This is a genomic window from Chryseobacterium gallinarum, assembly GCF_001021975.1.
In the GTDB taxonomy this organism is placed as follows: Bacteria; Bacteroidota; Bacteroidia; order Flavobacteriales; family Weeksellaceae; genus Chryseobacterium; species Chryseobacterium gallinarum.
Genome location: NZ_CP009928.1, coordinates 2,103,040 through 2,124,316 on the forward strand (window position 1 = coordinate 2,103,040; position 21,277 = coordinate 2,124,316).

General features: G+C 34.4%; 21 protein-coding genes. 6 read left to right on the forward strand and 15 right to left on the reverse strand.

Annotated features, from left to right (window positions below):
• Window positions 1-137: 137 nt before the first annotated feature.
• The 6 genes from OK18_RS09455 (at window position 138) to OK18_RS09480 (ending at window position 5,761) form a co-directional block, all read left to right on the forward strand.
• Entirely contained in the window at window positions 138-1,862 is a 1,725-nt protein-coding gene (locus tag OK18_RS09455) for an HAD-IIIC family phosphatase (RefSeq protein WP_053327849.1), read from the forward strand.
• 2 nt (window positions 1,863-1,864) lie between these two features.
• Window positions 1,865-2,776, forward strand: coding sequence for a class I SAM-dependent methyltransferase (locus OK18_RS09460; protein ID WP_053327850.1), 912 nt, complete (start codon window positions 1,865-1,867; stop codon window positions 2,774-2,776).
• 22 nt (window positions 2,777-2,798) lie between these two features.
• Window positions 2,799-3,038, forward strand: a complete 240-nt coding sequence (locus tag OK18_RS09465; RefSeq protein WP_050020501.1) for an acyl carrier protein — start codon at window positions 2,799-2,801, stop codon at window positions 3,036-3,038.
• Complete coding sequence (locus OK18_RS09470) at window positions 3,038-3,418, forward strand: VOC family protein (protein WP_053327851.1); 381 nt, start codon at window positions 3,038-3,040, stop codon at window positions 3,416-3,418. The genes OK18_RS09465 and OK18_RS09470 overlap by 1 nt, the downstream gene beginning before the upstream one ends.
• Window positions 3,419-3,579: 161 nt before the next feature.
• Window positions 3,580-4,833, forward strand: a complete 1,254-nt coding sequence (locus OK18_RS09475) for an MBOAT family O-acyltransferase (RefSeq protein ID WP_167336359.1) — start codon at window positions 3,580-3,582, stop codon at window positions 4,831-4,833.
• Between the two features lies 1 nt (window position 4,834).
• Window positions 4,835-5,761 carry a hypothetical protein gene (locus OK18_RS09480; RefSeq protein ID WP_228377717.1) on the forward strand — a complete coding sequence of 309 codons (927 nt, stop codon included), beginning with the start codon at window positions 4,835-4,837 and terminating at the stop codon, window positions 5,759-5,761.
• On the opposite strand, the gene OK18_RS09485 is transcribed toward OK18_RS09480, so the two are convergent.
• From OK18_RS09485 to OK18_RS09555, 15 genes are all read right to left on the reverse strand, one after another.
• A complete protein-coding gene (locus OK18_RS09485; RefSeq protein ID WP_053329341.1) occupies window positions 5,753-6,694 on the reverse strand; it encodes a glycosyltransferase family 2 protein in 942 nt (313 codons plus the stop codon). The two genes, OK18_RS09480 and OK18_RS09485, sit on opposite strands and share 9 nt — an antisense overlap.
• A gap of 164 nt (window positions 6,695-6,858) precedes the next feature.
• Window positions 6,859-7,800 (reverse strand): glycosyltransferase family 2 protein, encoded by a 942-nt coding sequence (locus OK18_RS09490; protein ID WP_053327853.1) that lies wholly within the window; start codon window positions 7,798-7,800, stop codon window positions 6,859-6,861.
• 75 nt (window positions 7,801-7,875) lie between these two features.
• Window positions 7,876-8,874 (reverse strand): acyltransferase family protein, encoded by a 999-nt coding sequence (locus OK18_RS09495; RefSeq protein ID WP_082129171.1) that lies wholly within the window; start codon window positions 8,872-8,874, stop codon window positions 7,876-7,878.
• Window positions 8,861-9,805, reverse strand: coding sequence for a glycosyltransferase family 2 protein (locus tag OK18_RS09500; RefSeq protein ID WP_053327855.1), 945 nt, complete (start codon window positions 9,803-9,805; stop codon window positions 8,861-8,863). The genes OK18_RS09495 and OK18_RS09500 overlap by 14 nt, the downstream gene beginning before the upstream one ends.
• On the reverse strand, window positions 9,805-11,601 hold the full coding sequence (asnB, locus tag OK18_RS09505) for an asparagine synthase (glutamine-hydrolyzing) (RefSeq protein ID WP_053327856.1): 1,797 nt from the start codon (window positions 11,599-11,601) through the stop codon (window positions 9,805-9,807). The genes OK18_RS09500 and asnB overlap by 1 nt, the downstream gene beginning before the upstream one ends.
• 118 nt (window positions 11,602-11,719) lie before the next feature.
• The gene (locus OK18_RS09510; protein ID WP_053327857.1) at window positions 11,720-12,640 is read right to left on the reverse strand and encodes a glycosyltransferase family 2 protein; all 921 of its coding nucleotides are present in this window, start codon (window positions 12,638-12,640) and stop codon (window positions 11,720-11,722) included.
• Window positions 12,641-12,653: 13 nt separating this feature from the next.
• The gene (locus tag OK18_RS09515) at window positions 12,654-13,787 is read right to left on the reverse strand and encodes a hypothetical protein (protein WP_053327858.1); all 1,134 of its coding nucleotides are present in this window, start codon (window positions 13,785-13,787) and stop codon (window positions 12,654-12,656) included.
• Between the two features lie 33 nt (window positions 13,788-13,820).
• On the reverse strand, window positions 13,821-14,783 hold the full coding sequence (locus tag OK18_RS09520) for a glycosyltransferase family protein (RefSeq protein WP_053327859.1): 963 nt from the start codon (window positions 14,781-14,783) through the stop codon (window positions 13,821-13,823).
• 10 nt (window positions 14,784-14,793) lie between these two features.
• Window positions 14,794-15,582 (reverse strand): glycosyltransferase family 2 protein, encoded by a 789-nt coding sequence (locus tag OK18_RS09525; protein WP_156173253.1) that lies wholly within the window; start codon window positions 15,580-15,582, stop codon window positions 14,794-14,796.
• Window positions 15,583-15,593: 11 nt separating this feature from the next.
• A complete protein-coding gene (locus OK18_RS09530) occupies window positions 15,594-16,544 on the reverse strand; it encodes a glycosyltransferase family 2 protein (RefSeq protein WP_053327861.1) in 951 nt (316 codons plus the stop codon).
• Between the two features lies 1 nt (window position 16,545).
• Window positions 16,546-17,214 carry an NAD-dependent epimerase/dehydratase family protein gene (locus OK18_RS09535; protein ID WP_053327862.1) on the reverse strand — a complete coding sequence of 223 codons (669 nt, stop codon included), beginning with the start codon at window positions 17,212-17,214 and terminating at the stop codon, window positions 16,546-16,548.
• Between the two features lie 70 nt (window positions 17,215-17,284).
• Window positions 17,285-18,460 (reverse strand): glycosyltransferase, encoded by a 1,176-nt coding sequence (locus OK18_RS09540; RefSeq protein WP_156173254.1) that lies wholly within the window; start codon window positions 18,458-18,460, stop codon window positions 17,285-17,287.
• 41 nt (window positions 18,461-18,501) lie between these two features.
• Window positions 18,502-19,410, reverse strand: coding sequence for a glycosyltransferase family 2 protein (locus OK18_RS09545; protein WP_053327864.1), 909 nt, complete (start codon window positions 19,408-19,410; stop codon window positions 18,502-18,504).
• A complete protein-coding gene (locus OK18_RS09550; RefSeq protein ID WP_050020520.1) occupies window positions 19,400-20,500 on the reverse strand; it encodes a DegT/DnrJ/EryC1/StrS family aminotransferase in 1,101 nt (366 codons plus the stop codon). The genes OK18_RS09545 and OK18_RS09550 overlap by 11 nt, the downstream gene beginning before the upstream one ends.
• On the reverse strand, window positions 20,493-21,272 hold the full coding sequence (locus OK18_RS09555; protein WP_053327865.1) for an acyltransferase: 780 nt from the start codon (window positions 21,270-21,272) through the stop codon (window positions 20,493-20,495). Before OK18_RS09555 ends, OK18_RS09550 begins: the two co-directional genes overlap by 8 nt.
• Between the last annotated feature and the right edge of the window lie 5 nt (window positions 21,273-21,277).

A 21,277-nucleotide genomic window follows, 5' to 3' on the forward strand; every position in this document is an offset into this window, starting at 1 on the left:
AGATTCCCGGTACATATGCAATATATGTATTATTTAAAAGTTCAATACTACAGGATTCTTCCCAAAGACATCAAAAGAGCGGGTGGGCGGTAGCTGGAAACAGAGCACAGCCTAATTAATACAATAAAAAATCATGTATGTACAGAACGTTTTCCGAGCTTAAAAAAGACCTCCGCAAAAATATTCAGCAGCTTAAAAAAGTGAAAGTAGCTTTATTGGGTGATACAGCAACTCAGTTTTTGAATATTGCTTTAAAAGGAACAGCTATTAATGAAGGCATTAACTTTGAAATCTTTGAAGCGGATTTCGGACAGGTATCTCGCCAGATTTTGGATCCTTCATCAGAATATTATGAATTTGATGCAGATTATACCATCATTTTCGAGTCCTCCCATAAATTGTTAGGCCAATATTATAAATTTTCAGGATCGCAGAATGCTTTTGCTGAAAATAAGATCAATTATATTGCAGAACTTTATCGCACCATCCAAAGCAGAACAAAAAGCAGGGTGATTTATTGTAATTTTCCTGGAATCAACAATCAGATTTTTGGAAACTTTTCAACGAAAGTAGAATCTTCTTTTATTTTTCAGCAAAATAAACTTAATTATCTCCTTTCGGCAGAATTGGCCATTAAAAATGATAATTTCTTCATTGCAGATTTACTTTCCATCCAGAATAAATGGGGACGGGATTTCATGTTTTCGCCCAACATCTATATCAATACAGAAATGGTTCTTTCTTTAGATGCTCTTCCTGTTGTAGCACATCATATGGTAAGTATTATTTCTTCATTGGAAGGGAAATTTAAAAAATGTCTTATTCTTGATCTGGATAATACGACATGGGGCGGAATTATTGGAGATGATGGTCTTGAAAAAATTCAAATCGGAAGTTTAGGCATTGGAAAAGCATTTACAGAATTCCAGCATTGGGTAAAGGCCCTTCAAAAAAGAGGGATAATCATAGCTGTTTGTAGTAAAAATGATGAAGATAAGGCGAAAGAACCGTTCGAAAAACACCCGGATATGGTTCTTAAATTGGATGATATAGCTGTGTTTGTAGCCAATTGGGAAAATAAGGCAGATAATATCAGGAAAATCCAGCAGATTTTGAATATAGGATTTGATTCCATGGTATTCTTGGATGATAATCCGTTTGAAAGAAATATTGTAAGGGAAAATCTTCCGGAGGTTTGTGTGCCGGAACTTCCAGAGGATCCTGCTGAATATCTGGAATATTTATACAGTTTAAATCTTTTTGAAACCGCCAGTTTTTCAGAAAATGACACTGAAAGAACAAAGCAATACCAGGTGGAAGCGCAACGTGTCATTGCCCTGGAAAGTTTTACCAATGTGGAAGACTTTCTTAAAAGTATGAATATGGTGTCTGATGTACAGGCTTTCAATAGTTTTTCAAAGCCAAGGGTATCTCAGTTAACACAGCGTTCCAATCAGTTTAATTTGAGAACAATAAGATATACAGAGCAGGATATCGAAAATTTAATGTCTTCTGATGATCATCATACCATTTCTTTCACACTGGAAGATAAATATGGTGACAACGGATTGATCTGTGTCATTGTTCTTGAAAAGAAAAATGAAGAGACACTTTTCATTGATACCTGGCTGATGAGCTGCCGGGTATTGAAACGGGGAATGGAAGATTTTACGCTGAACACTATTGTGGACATTGCTCAAAAAAACGGGTATAAATATATTGTGGGGGAATATCTTCCTACCGCTAAAAACCAAATGGTAAAAGACCATTATGAGAAGTTAGGATTTACTGAACAAGAGGGAAGATGGATATTGAATGTAGATGATTATCAACAAAAAGAAGTTTTCATTAGCACCAAATAAATATGGAAATTGAACATTTAATTGAAAGTATTGCAGCTAAAAATACCATTCATGGTAAAAAGCTCCAGAAAAATTTCTTGTCTTTAAAAGAGGAGAATAACTATATATCTGATTTTAATACCTTTATTAAAAAGTATAAAGATATTCTTGAGAAAAAGAATCTATCCTTTGATGATTCAATCAATTATTACCTTAAAATGATTAGTGATTTTAATGAAGAAATGCTTGATTTTACGAGGACTGGCCAATATAGAAATACATCATTTGAAGAAGTAAATAAAGCAATGTATGATAATCCAGATGTTATGGTTTCTCATATGCATGGGTTGTTGCTCTCTCAATTCTTATGGAAACATCATTATTTTGTTTATCATTATTTTAAAAGTAATATAGAAAAATATTCACCAATAAATTCTTATTTTGAAATTGGGGCGGGACATGGTCTTTATTTTGAAGCCGCAATGGAAAAAATAGGAATGGATAATTGTACTTTTGAGGCTCTGGATATTAGCGAATCTTCTTTGGAACTTACAAAAAGTTTAATAAAAAACGATAAAGTTATTTATCATCTTAAAAATATATTTGATTATACGGATCAAGACGGAAAGAAAGATTTTATCACCATGGGTGAGGTTCTGGAGCATGTTGAAGATCCTTTATCATTACTGAAAAAAGTAAAAGATTTAATAAAACCAGAAGGAACAATTTTTATTACAACGCCAACCAATGCACCTTCTATAGACCATATTTATTTGTTTAACAATGTTCAGGAGATTCGGGATTTGATTCATGAGGCTGGATTGGAGATCGTTGATGAAAATAGCTTTGCCAGTGAGGATATTGATATTGAAAAAGCTGAGAAAAGAAAAATTGCCATCATGTATGCCTCATTTTTGAAAATAAAACAGAAATAAATAATTCAAACATAATACTACTATGAACAGAAATGAAATTTTGAACCAATTATCAAATGTTTTTCGCGAAGAATTGGATAATGAGGAAATTACTTTAACCGCTGAAACTACAGCAAATGATGTGGAAGAATGGGATTCTCTTTCTCATATCCAGCTTATTGTAGCTGTAGAAAAAGCTTTTGGGATTCGCTTTACATCTTCAGAAATTCAGAGCTGGAATAATGTAGGTGAAATGGCAGATTCTATAGCTGCGAAACTATAATGAAGTTTCATCATGTCGGGGTTGCCTGTAAAGATATACAGACCGAACTTCAAAACATCAGAAAGCTCCATAAGATTGTTGAAGAAACTCCCGTTGTTTTTGATCCGAACCAACAGGCCGAACTTTGTATGGTAACGGTTGAAGACGGTTTAAACATCGAGTTTGTTTCCGGAAAACCGGTTGAAAATCTTCTGAAAAAGAGGATTTCTTATTATCATATTTGCTACGAAGTTGAAGATATTGTGACAACAATAGATCTCCTCACGCAAAACGGCGGGATGTTGATTTCTCCACCTAAAGAAGCGATTCTTTTTAATAACCGAAAAGTAGCTTTTTTAATGCTTCCTTATGGAATTATTGAACTTTTAAATAGTAACTGATAATGCAGTTTACATCATTAGTATTTATTCTTTTTTTCTCCGTATTTTTTGCCATTTACTGGTGGATTTTGGGTAAGAATCTTAAAGCACAGAATATATTCCTGTTATTGGGGAGCTATCTATTCTATGCATATTGGGACTGGAGATTCCTTATACTTTTGATGGGAAGTTCAACGGTAGTTTATTTTTTAGGATTAAAAATTTCAGATAATGGCCCCTCAAAAAACATTTGGGTGAATATGGGTTTATTATTCTCAGTAGGGACATTACTATACTTTAAGTATTTTAATTTCTTTATAGAATCTTTTGCTGATTTATTCGGAATTAAAAGTGACTTGACATTAAAAATAATTTTACCTCTGGGGATTAGCTTCTATACCTTTAGAATGATTAGTTACATACTAGATATTAAAAATAATAAATTAAAGGCGGAAACAGATGTATTGGCATTCTTTAATTATATTGCTTTCTTTCCAAGTATGACTTCCGGTCCTATTGATAAAGGTGGATTGTTACTCCCTCAATTAAAGAAAGAAAGAGTATTCACACTGGAAAGCGGTACTGATGCAGCAAGGCAAATTCTATTAGGAGCTTTTAAAAAATTAGTTGTTTCTAATAATATTTCTCCAATTACTCAAGATATTTTTCAAAATTATGAACATCTTTCAGGAAGTACAGTTGCTTTTGGTGCTATACTTTTCCTTTTTCAGATGTATGCAGACTTTTCAGGATATTCAGACATGGCAATAGGTATTGCGAAATTATTAGGTTTTAAAACAACTAAGAATTTTGCTTTCCCCCTTTTTGCCCAGAATATAGCAGACTATTGGCGAAAGTGGCATATTTCATTAACCTCCTGGCTTACAGAATATGTTTTTACACCACTGGTAATCGCTTTTCGTGACTATGATAAAAAAGGATTAATGCTGGCTGTTTTTCTCAATTTTGTAATTGTAGGCTTTTGGCATGGTGCCAGCTGGACTTTTATTGTTTACGGAGCACTTCAAGGACTTTATTATGTCCCTTTGGTTGTAAATAATCAGATTAATAAAAAGAAAAAATTATCTAAAAGCATTCCTACGGTTAAAGAATTAGGAAATATTCTCTATACTATGATGTTGGTTTGTTTTGCATTGGTTCTTTTTGTAGCACCAAGCTTAAAAGATGCTTTCGGAATGTATGGAAAAATTTTCAGCCTTTCACTTTTTTCAATTCCCCAATTTATTAAAGTTAAAATTTTAGGATTAATTGGCATTATTATTTTGATAGATTGGATAAATAAAGAACAGGAACATGGTCTTGAAATCAGTAGGTTTCAACCTGTTACAAGAAGACTTTTTTATATTTTCCTAATTTTTATGATCATGTATTATGGGGTGTTTGGAAATGGTAGCTTTATCTATGAACAATTTTAATATGAAAAGGTTTTTATTTAAAATATCGTTTTATATTGTTGCAGTAGTTGCTGTTCTGTTGTTTCTCGGAACGTATGCGGATGGCAATACAGATGATAATTACAGACATTTTATTGGCCCGGAACCCTCCAATATTATTCTGGGAGATTCCCGTGGCGCACAAGCAATGGTTCCTTTTGTTTTGAATGAAAAAATAAAAGGTAGAACGTTTAATAATTTTGCTTTGAACATCGGTGATTCTCCCTACGGCCAAGTATATTTTGAGGCTTTAAAGAAAAAAATCAATCTTGATACTAAAGACGGAATTTTTATTTTAACTGTTGATCCTTGGTGTCTGTCATTAGATAAAAGTCTGGAACATTCAAAAGACGATCCGGATAAAAACTCTACTATGGCAGATATGCATTTTTTTAACATGACACCGAATTATGAATATCTCTTAAAACACTATCCCAGAAGTTGGTTTAATATTTATAAAGAAAGGGAAGAAATTGGGAGATCTGCGACATATTTGCATAAAGACGGATGGATGGAAGTAAGCGTTGATGTTCATCCAGATAGTGTAAGTGCCCGAGCAGTTAAAAAGATCGAAGGATATACCAACCTGCTGCAAACGCAGAAAATTTCACAATTCAGACTAAATGGGTTTGTTGATATGATCAAATATCTTAGAGATAAAGGGTCTGTTTATATTGTAAGAATCCCTGCGTTCAAAGGCATGATGGAACTTGAAGATCGATACGATCCCAATTTTAGCCAAAGGATAGAAAATATAGCTAAAGAAAACGGTGTGAAATTTTTTGATTTATCTTCAAACCCTGAAAATTATACATATACAGATGGAAATCATATGTATAAAGAATCCGGTAAGATCTTTACAGCTCAGATTGCCGATTCTATTTTATTGGATAGGAAGAATTTAAAATAGATTCCTCCTGAAATTAATATTATAGATACCGGAACGTATACTTGGGTAATCAATAAACAGATATTTTAAAATCATTCCCCATTTTTTCGGTAAAGGAGCACAGCCAATCTCAAAGCTTCTGTGCATTCTTTTGATATGTTTTTTTATATTCTCCGGCATTGTGCTTTCACCGGAAGCCCAATCATTTACTTCTTTCCACAGAAGAACTCTGGTAGTAGCCGGATTGATTTTCTTAGAATCTACTAGGGTAATTCTGTTATCTTCATGTACACCTCTCACTGCAACTGCTTTATCCAAAATGCCTGGGTAAAGATCAAGATAATAAGACAGACGGAATAAAAACTCAGTATCCTGGTGTAATCTTAAACTGGATTTAAACAACGGGTTCATTTTTTTCATTAAAGAATCCCTGCGTATCGTTAATGCATCAATGCTAAACAATCCAAAACTCCCCAGCATGTATATCTGTCCCTGAAAAACCTCTTGGGGGATATGTCTTTTATAAACTGTCGTAAGCCGGTCGCCGAATAATGAATAATATTGTTCTTTTGCTTTCTCGGAATAATAGTGAACACCGAGCGCTCCGTAGACACCCTCTACATCAGGATTTTTGAAAAGTTCTTTTTCAGCATCAAACCTGTTGGGCAAAAAATAATCATCCGCATCCAAAAAGGCTATAAAATCCCCGGAAGATTTTTCTATCCCTAAATTTCTTGTTGGTCCGGCTCCATGATTTCCTTTGTCAGGATGCTGGTAAAGTTGTACCCGCTCATGTTTTTCCGCAAGATTCTGACATACCTGCCATGCATTGTCAGGAGATTTGTCTTCCACTAAAATGACTTCGAAAACTTCACTGAACTGGAGAGCAGACTCTACTGCCTGGGTCACATATTTTTCTGCATTGTAAACGGGAATAATTACTGAAATTTTCATTGTTGAGCTAAACGAATCTTTTTGTGTCATCTGTGAGAAAAACTAATGCAATATAATCAATTGTAAAGACTTAAACACTAAAAAAATGATTTAAAAATGAATAAACAGGGTTCATTTATTCTTTTGCTCTACAACCTGTTAACACCTCGCTTAAACAATTGCCATCATAAAAGGGAATACCTGAAGTTGATATTATATAAACCGGAACGTATACTCTTATAATCGGTGAATAAATATTTAAGAATCATTCCCCATTTTTTTACCGTAGGGGCTTTTGCAATTTCAAAACTGCGATGCATTCTTTTGATATGGATTTTAATTTCTTCAGAAATGGATTCTTCCCTTCCTGCCCATAAATCGACTTCCCTCCACAGCAATTCCCGAGATACTGCGGGATCTACTATACCTGTATCCACTTTGGTTATCCTATTATTTTCATGCACTCCTCTCATGGCAACAGCCTGGTCAATATTTCCCGGATACAGATCTAAATAATAAGATAAACGGAAAAGAAATTCCGTATCTTCATGAAGTTGTAAGTGGGGTTTGAATAGAAATTTCATTTTTTGCACCAAAGCATCTCTGCGCAGCGTGAGTGTATCAATACTAAATAAACCAAAACTCCCCAGCATATGGATTTGTCCGGGGAAAACTTCTTTGGGAGTATATTTTTTGTAAACGGTGGTCAATCTGTCACCAAATAACTGATAGTATTGCTCTTTTGCCTTTTCGGAATAATAATGAACACCAAGTGCTCCATAGACTCCCTCTACTGCGGGATTTTTGAAAAGTTCTTTTTCAGCATCAAACCTGTTGGGCAAAAAATAATCATCCGCATCCAGAAAAGCAACAAAGTCACCGGTTGATTTTTCTATTCCCAGATTCCTACTTGGGCCTGCTCCATGATTTTTTCTGTCAGGATGCTGGTATAGTTTTACCCGATCATATTTTTCAGCCAGCTGCTGACAAACCCTTAATGCATTATCCGGTGATTGGTCTTCAATAAGAATGACTTCATGAACATCATCAAACTGAAGAGCGGATTCCACAGCCTGAGGGATATATTTTTCTGCATTATAAACGGGAATAACTACTGATATTCTCATTTTTACTTTCTACTTTTACGATAAATTAAATCCTCCTTGTGTTTTTCCGTGTAGTACCACTTTTGAAGTTGAAATTTAAGCTTTTAATTTTACTTTTAAAAATGCAGTAATCTTTTTTTCTACGAAATGATAAAGAAACGCTGCCAGAGCGATTACAACGATGATTTTAAAAATAAAATATGGAATATTAAGATACCCTGTAACCTTAAATTTTCTGAAAAATATCTCCACGAAGGGGTGAGATAAGTACAAAGAATAGGAGATGTCGCCCAAAAAAATCAAAAGACGATTCCCTTTAAATTTAAAAGTATAATCAAACAGAAGAAAGGAAAATACAAATAATGATACAACCAGTAAATTAAGCAAAGCATTTGTTGTAGTAATGATATCCAGTAAAAACAAAATAAAAGTGAGTATTCCGGTAACGGAAATAAGTGCTGCCCATTTCTTATGAATTACTATTTTATCAAGAATCAGGGCAAATACTATTCCTACCACAAAGAATAAGTTCAGAGGACTTGTTACCATTTGGAAATAAGCACCTTGAGGTGGAAAATAAATTCCTGTTAAATAGGTTAAAATAAAAAAGCTGATGATGAAAATATACCTTTTTGAATAAAAAAGAAGAGAGATCCCGAATATCAGGTAAAAAAACATTTCATAGTTCAGCGACCACCCCAGGTACAGTACGGGAAAGATATCTTTCTGGGGAAGAAACAGGATAGAGTGGATGAGCCTTTGAAGGCCGTCTCCATGGAAATAAGTCATCAGACTTTGTCCCATAACCATCCAGCTGAAACTCAGCAAAAAATATAAAGGAACAATCCTGATAAGCCTGCGTTTATAAAATAAAGTAATTTCTTTAGAGGTATTGATGCTGAAATCTTTTTTCCGGGTGGTATAGGCCATGATAAATCCACTGATTACAAAAAATACACTCACGCCGATGCTCCCTCTTCTGAACAGCATATCTCCGAGGGGAAAATTCTCAAAGTTAAGGTAATGTGAAAAGTGAAAACAACATACCAGCAATGCTGATATTCCCCGTAATATTTGTAGATTATTCAGCTTCATGAGAATAAGTGAATCTGTATTTTGTTCTCAGTATGTTGGGATTTTTGACGGTGGCAAGCAATAAGCTTACTGTTTTAGAAAATCCTTTCTTCAGAGATAGTTCAAACGCCTTTTTCTGAAGAGCAATATGTTGTGCTGCTTCTGTATCTAGAGGTTGAAGCTTAGACCAATCATAAAGGGAGTTCCAGAAAAGATGCTGGCGTTGGTTATATTGTGGTGAATATTTTACAATTTTGGTAATCCTGTTATCGTCATGTATACCTCTTACCGCTATAGCCTGATCTATAATTCCGGATTTTAAGTAACAATGAAAAGCCAGCTTGATGATGAAATCAGAATCCTGATGCACCCTGAGAATTTCATTGAATCTTAAATGATGTTTATCAATAGCTGACCTTCTTATTGTAAGGGTGTTGAGATGGAAAAACGTACCGAAAGTTTTCGGTGTAAGTCCCAAGAGACCTCTGAAAACCTCTTTTCCTTCTGCAGGATAATTAACGGTTGTAAGAGAATTGTCTGAAAATTTTGACTGAAATTCCTGTTTTCCTTTTTCCGTTAAATATTCAATACCAATGGCACCGAAAATTCCGTCTATTTTAGGATCATCAAATATTTTTTTTTCAGCATCGAATCTGTTGGGAAGATAGTAATCATCTGCATCCAGAAAGGTAATAAAGCTGCCGGATGATTTTTCGATTCCTAAATTTCTTGAAGCAGCAGCGCCGTGATTTTCTTTGTCGGGATGCTGAAACAGTTTGACTTTAGAATATTCATCTGCCAGCCTTCTACAGATTTCGAGTGAATGGTCTGTAGATTTGTCTTCAACCAGAATTACTTCTTTTACTTCTTCAAACGGTATTGCGGAAAGAACTGATTTTTCCAGAAACTCGCTGGCATTATATACGGGAATGATTACAGAGATATCAAGCATTATAATACGGTTTGGTTGTTATGGGCCCAAAGAGCGAGCTGCAGCAAATTCCAGTGTTTGTTGTCCTTATTCAAAAATTTTTGAGTGGCATCAAAATCAATATAATTAAAAACCTTTTGATTTCGGTCTTTCAGAAGATCATTGGAAAGCTTTATCAGGTTATCTTCATCAAACCAGCTTTTAACACTTAATCCGAAGCCTTGCTTATGCCTGTTCCTTATGGTATCTGTCCAATAGGAGCCCATGGTTTCACGAAGAATAATTTTATCATTTTCATTGGAGAGTTTCAATTGATCAGGGAGCTGAATGCAGAATTCAGCAAAGTCAATATCCAGGAATGGTGTTCTTACCTCCAAGGAGTTGGCCATAGCCATTCTGTCTGATTTCACCATCATATTACTGGGAACATAGTTTTCCAGGTCAACTCTCATGATATCGTTTAATGAGTTCGGGTTGGGAGTGAAGCTGTATTTCTGTTGGTAGTCTGTGAAGATTCCCAGCATGTTACGTTCTTCTTTATTAAAATCATTTCTCACCGAATTCAGATGAAAATCCAAAATAGAGTTGTATTTCAGATTTTGTTGAGTAAGGAAAGAAACAGGTTTTATTTTCTGATAAAGACTGAGCCCGAACTTAGCAATGAGATTTTGATAGCTGAAGTGGTTTTTCAGTTTATTTTCTACCGTATAAAAATGATATCCGCCAAACAATTCATCACCTGCGTCTCCTGAAAGGGCTACAGTAAGATTTTTTCTTGCATTTTTACATATTTCATAATGCGGAATAAAAGAAATATCGGAAAAAGGTTCGTCAAAAAAAGGAGAGATGTTGAGCAGGGATTCTGCCAGGTCTTTCTTTTGTTCATGAACTTCAATATGATGGGTTTTGTATTTATCCGCTATTTCTTTGGCATATTTAAGTTCACTGTCTTTATGGTCATAACCAAAACTAATGGTCGTCTGATGAGGTAAGAATTCATCAACGAGGGCTACTACAGATGAAGAGTCCAGACCTCCGCTCAGGAAACTTCCTACCTGAACATCTGCAATAAGTTGTTTTTTAACTGCATTTTTTAAAAGGTAAATAAACTCTTCTTTAGCATCCGATAAACCGATCACCCTGTCTTTAGCGGGAAGGCTGTAATAGCGGGAAACTGTAATCTTTCCATCTTTCCAGATCAATTGGTGAGCTGGAGGAAGGGCGAAAATATTGCTGTAAATACTTTGATAGCTATTTACATATCCATATTGCAGATAATGAGAAATGGCTTCAGGATTTACTTTGGGCTGTATCAGGCCGGAAGCTAAAATGGCTTTGATCTCTGATGCAAAAATAAATTCATTATTATTTCCTATGGCGTAATAAAAAGGTTTTTCTCCGAACCTGTCTCTTGCACAGAATAGCTGCTGTTTCTGATCATCCCAAATAGCAAAGGCAAACATTCCCGGCAGGTCATGAATGAGGTTTTCCTGCTTTCTTTGATACATTGCCAAAATGACTTCTGTATCTGAACCTCCACGGTAAGGATATTCAGTATATTGTTTTTTGATATCCTGATATCCGTAGATTTCACCATTCAAAACGATACATTCATTTTTTGTATTGGAGAACATCGGTTGTTTTCCATTTTCAGACAAATCGATAATGGAAAGTCTGCGATGGCCTAAAGCAGCGTTTTCATATAATTCATAATGTGAAGAATCAGGGCCGCGGTGGATTAATGAATCCGTCATCTTTTGGATCTCTTCGTGATAATTTCTGGCGTTATTGCCTATAATTCCCGCTATTCCACACATAATTGTAAATTTGTTGACTATATTAATTGTTATACTAAGATAAGATATTAAATGTAAAATTCCCGGTTTAGAGTAAAATAGGGCCTGTTTTACAAGAATTGTTCATTTATAATATATTTTAAAGATTAAGAAAAGTAGGACCAGGCTTAATCAGTTGATTTCGTAATTTGCCTAGCTGTTCTCCATCCTTTGAGATTTTTTTATACTTTAGGGAGAGTTTCCTGTATTGACTTATATTTCCTATGGCAAGGTTTTTAATCATACTCTGTCTCAGTGATTTTTTTTCCCGTTGCAGTGCATCAGGAAGATTGGGATTCATAGAATTGATTTCAACGCGTAAATCTTCAAATTTGGTAAAATCTATTTTATGCAGGGATTGTACCCCGTCATGTACGACTTTACTTCCGGGAACCAACAGCACTTTCTTTTGATGAAAGTGGATCCGGTTTACATATTCGTCATCTTCACCATAGTGAAAAAAATAAGGATTGAATCCTCCGATTGTTTCTATGGTTGCTTTCGGAAGCAGCCAATGAGCAGCGTTCACGAAATGAATTTCATAGTAGGGTTTCAATGTCTGAAAATACAAATCCGAAATCATCCTGGTCGATTCATAATTTTTGGCAATATACTGGTCCAGAAATATATCAAGGTACTTTTCTGATCCGTCTATATGGATAGGGCTTATAATTCCGATTTCTTCCGGATCAGGGTGGCTATAATATATCTCAAGCATTTTTTCCATGCTATCCGGATACAGCCATGCATCCTGATTCATCAGGTAAAAAAAATCAGCTCCGTCTTTGTATGCTTTTTCAATTCCTATATTGTTGGCTTTTCCGAATCCCAGATTGGTTTCAGATTGAATAAAGCTGACTTCAGGAAAATGGGTTTGGATGTATTCCTGGGTACCATCTGTAGACCCGTTGTCTACCACAAGGCATTTTACAGGAACGGATGATTTTCTTAAACTGGTGAAGCATCGTTCAGCCCATTTCATGGCGTTATAGGTAACAATAATAACATGAATCTTAGACATTGTTTTTTATAATTTATAGCAAATTATGGATTTTAAAATAGATAAAATAAAAGATCTTCTTAAGGAAATCATCAAGCTTTGGAAATGTTAGAAATCCTTGTGTAATAAGAAGCATTTTCCAGGTTAAATTAAATAAAATGAGAACAAAGGCGATGATTTCCTGTTTTCGACTAAGCACTAGTTTCTGTTCCAGAGCAATAAATATTGTCAATAAGGAAAAGAAAATATTGACCCATCTCCCCCAATCTACTGCCATATAAAATAATGGAAGGAGAAATACAATTTGTATAGCCAAAAATATGAAATTGATTTTAACCTTATTGAACTTACAATATATGTGGAATGCAAGTGTCCCTAATAATATACTAATAGCATACGTCTGATAATCGTAAAAATGACCTTTATAATGCCCCAGGACATCAAAATTAGTATCATAATCAAAAATCCCCATTTCACTAAGGGTTAATCCATGGGCTTTAAAAAATGAAACCGTATTTTCTGTCTTTATATCGATTCCGAATTTATAGAGAAGAAGCATAATAATGACAGAGGGGAAAAACTGATAGAGGAGTATCTTTTTTATTTTACTAATTGATGACCCACTGTTTTTCATAAAATAAGCGAGGCCTACAAAAGGTAAATAAAAAAACGCTGCTTCATGGGTTAGTAGTGCAATAATAATAAAAAACGTAATGGTAATGTCTTTAATAAAGACCTTGGAACGGAGACATAAAATATATACCAAGTATAAAAAGAAAAATAAAATTTCTTTTTTTGAAGCAATATTGGGATCTTTTACCATCATTCCGAAACCCACAGGGAGCAATACGAGCATTACTACAAGAAGGTTGTTTTTTTCTTTCCAAAAAAGCTTGAATAAAAGAGAAAAAAAGACAGTATAGAGTAAAAAAATGAATGCAAAGACAATATGCTCAAGCTTGATATCAGTTAGCTCATTGATCCATATAAAGAGGGTACCTAATAGTCCTCTTCGTTTAAATCCACCATCCTGGTAATTGATGATCCATTCTCCAAAATACCAACCACCCTTGTTCAGGACGATAAGATTATATGAAGTTTTAATACTGAAATAATAATATATAATTAATATAAAGCCAATAATGTAATTGATCAGTTTAGTTTTCATAATTATTGATGTAGAGTATAGGGAATAAATAGTTTAATCAATAAAAATTTCTTTAAACCTATCCATTACAGGATGTGGCAAAAATTTCTCGTATAATGACTTTGCCGACAAGTTAAGTTTCGCATCTAAAATAATATCCTGAAGCTCTTTACTGTCGTGATAATAATAAGCCTGATCTTTTAGATGACTGATGTGTGCTTTTTCCGGAGGATTAGCAAATGCAATAACCGGTTTTCCCTGAATGGCAAATTCAGCAACAGTGATCCCAAAAGTTTCTCCTCTTTCACGAGCATGCAGTAATGCATTGCAGGTATTGATGAATTTTTGCTTCATAATAATATCCGAGCTGGGAGGAAGGAATATAATATTGGAAGGAACCGATTTCCACCATTTCTTTTTAAGAAAAGGATCTACTCCCATAAAAATAAAATAAATATCCTTATATCTGGATGCTATTTTTTCTATGGTTTTCTGTGCAAAAATAATATTGAAACTGATGTATCCCCCATAATATCCGAATACTTTTGCTTTTGGAGGAATATTCAATTCTGCTCTTAAATCTTGATCTGTTTGGGTTTCAAAATTAACCATATGGGGAACATAAGGAAATTTGGATCCGGTCATTTCTTCACTGAGCCATTCAGAGACATAGGCATATACGTCCCCATGAGGTTCAAAATGTGTAAAAACACTATGTATTGCACTTTTAGTTTCTTGGGTATCTATCCCGTCAATATATCCATTTTTAATAGCATAAAATAGATCTACATTATTTTCATTAATAATTTTATCTACTTCACTGAAGTCAGAATAACCATGTACTTTGAAACGTTTTTCAAACTTTTCAATACCTAGCGGATGATTGGTTTTTGAGTTTTTGTTATATACAATTATAGACTCATTTCCCAGATATCTTTCATTGAAATCTGCATAATCGTAAACTGCTATAGAAGTTCCTCTGTAGTTGAGTTCATCTTCATGGAAAAGAATTTTCATCCTGTTTATGTTATTTAAATATTTTTTTCAGTTTTCCTTTTATCTTTTGAAGAATTGTCTTTTTCGGATACTTGGTCAGGTCATTGTGCATAAAAAGTCCTTCGCCCTGTGCAATTTTAAAATTTTGCTTCACCCACCATGCGGCTATATTTCTTTCCAGGGATGCTGTTTCCCCTGAAAAAGGGATAATAGTTTCCAGCAAAAAACTTTTTCTGACAAGATAAGGATTATTGGTCCAATTGGCCCAACGGGAAGTGGTTATAAAATATTCACCTTGTTTCTGAATTTTATCCGGAAATTCTAAGGCAGGATCCAACCAGTGTAATGATTCCAGGAGATGAGGTGAAGTACATTCGTGCCAGTCATCATAATAGTTGAGTTCATTTCCTTTGTGTCTGATTGAAATCAGCGGATATCCGGGATTTTTGCGGCTCCGGTAACGAATGACATCAAATCCGTTATTCAGCATTTCTAATCCACTTTTAAGGCGAGAATATACTGTTCTTTCATCTTCAATAAGCTCAAAATCATGTTCCAGAAAGAGAATGTTTTCACAAACTGCATTTTCTGCCAAAGCTTTCATTCCTTTCCCGATTCCGATATTATCTTGTAAACCGATATATCTGACTTTATATTGATCAGCTGTTTTTTTATCTTCTTCACTTACTTCCTGAAAAAGAACAACAATATCATCAATCATATCCAGGAGACCATATTTTTGATATGATTTCAACGTGTTTTTAAGGGTTTTCCCACTTTTCCAGGAAAGGATACAGATACTTACAGGGAGCTTTTCCATATTCATGTTGCTTAAAGGTTCAGGAATGGATGTTGAGCTGTCATAGATGTTTTTCTTGCCGTTTCAATCTCTCCGAATTTTTTTGAAAAATACCGGTACTGCTCTCTATAAAATTTTGCCTCATTGATATTTCCTTTGACCCCCATTTTCAGGAGATAGGAAAGGAGGGCTTTTTTTTCTCTTTTGATATTGAAATCATAATTGGGATCCAGGTATTTTGTTTCCCGTTGCATTTGCATGGAAAGTCTTGCTGTTTTTATTACTTCAGCTTTGCTATTGGGTTCTTTTTTATAGAAGGATTGTACGGTATCGTGAACTACTTTACTTTTTGAACATACAATTATTTTCAATCCGAAATAAGAGATTCTGTTGACATATTCATAATCTTCAGCCCCGTGAAAAAAATACGGATTGAATCCACCTACTTTCTCAATAATTTTCCTGGGAATACACCAATGTGCTGCATTTACGAAGCTTATTTCGTAATACGCTTTGGTCTCTTTAAAATAGATATCTGAAAGCATTCTGTTATTTCTGAGATCTTTGGCCAGGTAATTTTCAAAATGCAGATCCAGCTTTTTCTCACTTCCGTCAAGATGCATAGGGCTTAAAATACCGATCTGGGTGTTGTCAGGATAGGTATGGTAAACATCAAGTAATTGCCGGAAACTGTCAGGATAGATCCATGCGTCCTGATTCATCAGGTAAAAGAATTCAGCTCCCTCCTTATATGCTTTTTCGATCCCCATATTATTAGCTTTTCCAAATCCGGCATTTTCGGGAGATTGTATAAAATCCACTTCAGGGAAATGAGTCTTTACATACTCCTGGGTACCGTCTGTAGAACCGTTATCTATCACAATACTTTTAACAGGAACCGAAGAATGCCTCAGACTTGTAAAACATTTCTCTGCCCATTTCATGGCATTATAAGTGACAATTATGACATATATATCCGCCATCTTAAATATATTTTTGAGTTAGTGTTTCTAAATACGCTTCCGGGCTTACTTCTGCGAAAAATGAAGTAATGTCTTCTCCAAAGTCTACTTTATAAAAATCTCCTTCATCGATTTCCGAATAGATTCCTTTCTGATGTGTCTTTTTTTCAATTGCTCCAATGATTTCCTTTAAATCATAGTAATACGGAAAAGCACAATTTACAATACCATTATCAAGAAGGATACAATGGGTTTTCAGGAACCGGGTAATATCCTCCATGTCAATCAATAATCTTCGGGCTTTGTTATGAACTACAAACCGATTATTGTTTGTTATCTGATTTTTCAGGTAATTAAAAAGTGTATTGGGATTTCCTCCTTTTCCTACAATATTACCAATTCTCAGAATAAGATAATTTTCTGAATGTTTTTTAATGTAATCCTCAATGGACAGCTTATGCAAAACGTAATGGCTGCCTTGTTTGGATTGGTCTTTTACACTTAACGTGGAAAAGTAAATTATTTTTTTATCGTTATTGCTTTCAAGGGAATTCTTTAAAAGACTGAACTCTCTTTCAAATTCAGAACTTCTGGTTTCGAGGGAATTTGAAACACCGGAAGCAAAGAATACATACTCCTCTGAATCTATATTTTTTAATGCATTGGCGATAAGTCCGTTTCCTATGATCATTATCAATGTGTTTTTTAATAGTACAAAACTATATTTTTTAAAAGCCCAAGGTGGTTTCAGATTGTTTTGGTCATTTGAATTTTTTTAATATTGATGCCAGCTTTCTGTGAATCTTTAAACCTAATTGTCTGTTGGCTTGTCTAAGTTCTTCTTCATTTTTATTCGTTTCTGTAAACCATCGGTTGAATAAATGAATCTTATTTTGAATAATATATTTCGAAGCTTGTTTTTTTTCAATGCTTGTGAGAATGGCTTTTTCAAAAGCGAGAGAAGCGGCTTCCCAATTATACCATTCTGTAGCAGTTTGTAGTGCATTTTTCTTTAAAAACTCCAGTTTTTGAGGATTGTCTTTTAATATATTAATGTATTCAAGAATGGCGGAATCATCATTCATTCTAGCAATGAATGAATTGAAGTCATGCTTCATATATTCATCATGGCCTGTGACATTATAAGTAATTGCTGTCCCGCCACAATGGAACATTTCCAGCGGTGGCCCGAACATTCCTTCTACGGTGCTTAGTTTAACCAATACATCACACGATCGGTAAATTTTTTGGGTTTCATGGGTAGGAATATTAGAAAACACTCTGTCGACTCCCCCATAATTTTGAATCGGTGAATTTGTCAGAAGCCAGATTTCATCCGCTTTGGATTGTTTACAAATTTCAATGGTCTTAGGTACATTCTTGAAGCTGCTTTGAATATTTCCTTCAATCAAAACCCTGAGTTTTCCATTTTTTCTAGAAGCATAACATTCTCCTGTAGGAGAATAGTTTTCTTTTCTGATCCCATTAAGCACTAGCTCTGCATCTATATCATATTTTTCCTTTACATATTTCTGAATCCAACTGGCTTCAGTGATGATATTAAGGCCTAAAAGATAGGTGGCTTCAGCTGCATTTTGATTATTGAAATCCTGATCAGGGTAAAATTTAGATTCTACTGACTGATTAAAATAGAGATAAGAGGATGCATTTAAGTTGGCAAGCTGATAACATGTACGCCAGAATGTAGCAATAACAACATCAAAATTAATATCTTCGGCCTCTTTTAAGGTTGTTCTTGGTATTTTGTCTATTCCCTCAAACCATGCAATATCTTCATTTTTAACAAGGTGATCGAAAATAAGGACTACTTCAATATTTCCTCTTTCATGAATGTGAGAAAGATGTTCAAAAATAACATTATTACCTCCGGAAAGAGAAGGAGAAGCAAGTATACCTATTTTTAATTTTTGTTTCATCTTGTTTTCATCTTTAGTTCTGATAAGTTTTGGATACAATATCAGAAAAATTTACATGCTATTTTGTAAAGTGAGGGAGGAATATGATTTTGAATACAAAAAATAAGTCTTTTAACATGAAAAGGATATTTTTTATACAAAGTAAAAAATTCTTCGGAAATATCCTGACCTGATAGATATTTTTGTTGAATGAATCCGTTGATTTTATCCTTTACTTTTCCATCTTTATCAAACATGGTTTGAAGCATTACGAATTCTGTTTCTACTCTTTCTGCTCTTGTTTTTGATATATTTTCAGCATGTGTTCTATAATAAGCTAGTTTTTCAGGAATATAAGAAATCAGGTATTTTTCATTTATTTTCAGCCATCTATAATAATCTTCTACAATGAACTTTGAGTCATATTTTCCTGTCTCTATTAATGCTTTTCTTCGCATCATTACAGTAAGAGCAGGAATACGGTTCCCTTTGATCAGTTCCTGCCTAAAAACAAGAGGAGCTACATTCCCTGATGTATTATAATCAGCAATATCTGGAATAATAGCTGAAGAATCATCTACTGCGAATGTGTCTGTATAGATCATTCCAAATTCCTCTCCCAATGATTCCAGTTTAGAAACACAACGTTCAATAGCCTCAGGATGTAGAAAATCATCGGCGGCAATAAGTTTAATATATTTTCCTTTGGCTAATTCAATACACTCATTAAGCATTTGTGCCAACCCGGTATTATAAGAATGAAAGTTTTTTTCTGCTGGATATTCATTCTCCTTTAACCATTGCTCAAAAATCTTAACCGAATGATCTTGAGAAGCATCATCCCCAACAATCAGCTGAATGTTTTTATAAGTTTGATGCTTTACAGAGTTTAGATTTTCCTTAATGTATTTTGAATGGTTGTAGGAAACAACAACAATTGTTACTAATGGGCCCTCCATTTTAGAACTCATTTATGGCTTTTATAATAGCAGAAATTTCTTCTTTATCTAATACAGAAGATATTGGCAGGCTGAGGACTTCCTGATGCATTTTTTCCGTAATAGGGAAAGATAGGTTGTTGTATTCTTTGTATGCTTCCTGCTGATGAGGAGGAATAGGGTAGTGGATAATTGTTTGTATTCCTTTTTCTGTCAGGTAAGTTTGTAATTCATCTCTTTTCTCAGTTCTGATTACAAAGACATGCCATACATGTTCTTTTTCATCAGCAGGATTTTCAGGAAGTATGATTTTTGGATTGGTAATACCGGAGATGAATTTTTTTGCAATCTCACGACGAGTATCATTTTCGTGGCTGATGTATTTTAATTTTACATCTAAGACTGCGGCCTGTAGTTCATCCATCCTGGAATTCAGACCTTTGTATATATTTACATATTTTTGATTAGAACCATAATTTGCCAAAGCACGTATCGTTTCAAACAATTTTTCATCATTAGTTGTTACAGCTCCTGCATCACCTAATGCTCCCAGATTTTTACCGGGATAAAAGCTAAATCCCGAAGCATCACCCAGGTTTCCGGATTTTACTTCTTTCCACTCAGCTCCGATTGCCTGAGCATTATCTTCAACAATCTTTAAATTGTATTTTTGGGCCAGGTTTTTTAGCTCCTCTGAAAAAACAATTCTTCCCTGGAGATGAACGATCAGAATTGCTTTTGTTTTAGAAGTTAGTTTTTCTTCAATTTTTGAAATATCAATATTATATGTTTGGGCATCCGGTTCCACAAAAACAGGAACTAGTCCGTTGTCCGATAATGCCAGTATAGAAGCAATATAGGTATTTGCTGGTACAATAACTTCATCTCCCGGTTTCATAAGACCAAGCTCAATATAAGCACGAAATATAAGGCGTAATGCGTCTAAACCGTTGGCTACTCCAAGAGCATATTTTGTACCTATATATTGTGCTAAATTCTTTTCAAAAATTTTAGTTTTCTCTCCAAGGAGAAACCAGCCTGAACGAAATGTTTGCAGTAAAGCATCTTCTATTTCCTGCTGATAGGTAAGGTTAATTTTTTGTAAATCTAAAAACTTAATCATTCTCGTACCCGTTTTTTAATTTCCAATTTTCAAAACCTTCTTTTTCCCAGGGTAGGCCTCTTGAGAAGTTATACGGCCATGGATAATGAGATTTGCCTGTTTCTTTTGATTTTAGTTCACGAACATCCTTTATACTTTTTGCAGGGTTACCTATAATCAAAGAATAATCTTCATGCTTTCCTCCCACAAGAGATTGTGCTCCTACCAAACAATGTTTTCCTATTTTTGTAGCAGGCAGTAAAACTGTACCCACAGCAATTTGAGAAAAATCTCCAACTGTAGGACCGACACAAGTGTTGGATGGCGGAGTGGGATCGTTCGTAAATACTACATATGGATAAATGAAAACATAATTTCCTATTTTAGATTGTTGTCCAATATGTACATTACTATGCAGCCAGCAGTTATCCCCGAATTCTACATAGCCTTGTATATCGGATACTGTACCAATCCTGCAATTATTTCCAAACTTTGAGTTTTCTCTGATAGTTACACGGTGGCCTGTGGAAAACTTTTTTCCGAAAGAAGAACCAGCATATAAAATGCTGTGACTTCTTATGAAAGCTCCTTCCTCTAGTATTGTTTTTGGATTTTCATAGTTGTCACTGAAGTAATAATCATTGAGAGGCTCACCAATTATGCAATCATTACAGATAACAGAATTATCTCCAATAATTACATTGTCATATATAACAGAATTGTCTCCGATCTTTACGTTTTTTCCTATGACAGCTTTTTCACTTACATATACGTTCTTGTTATTAAATTTCATAAATT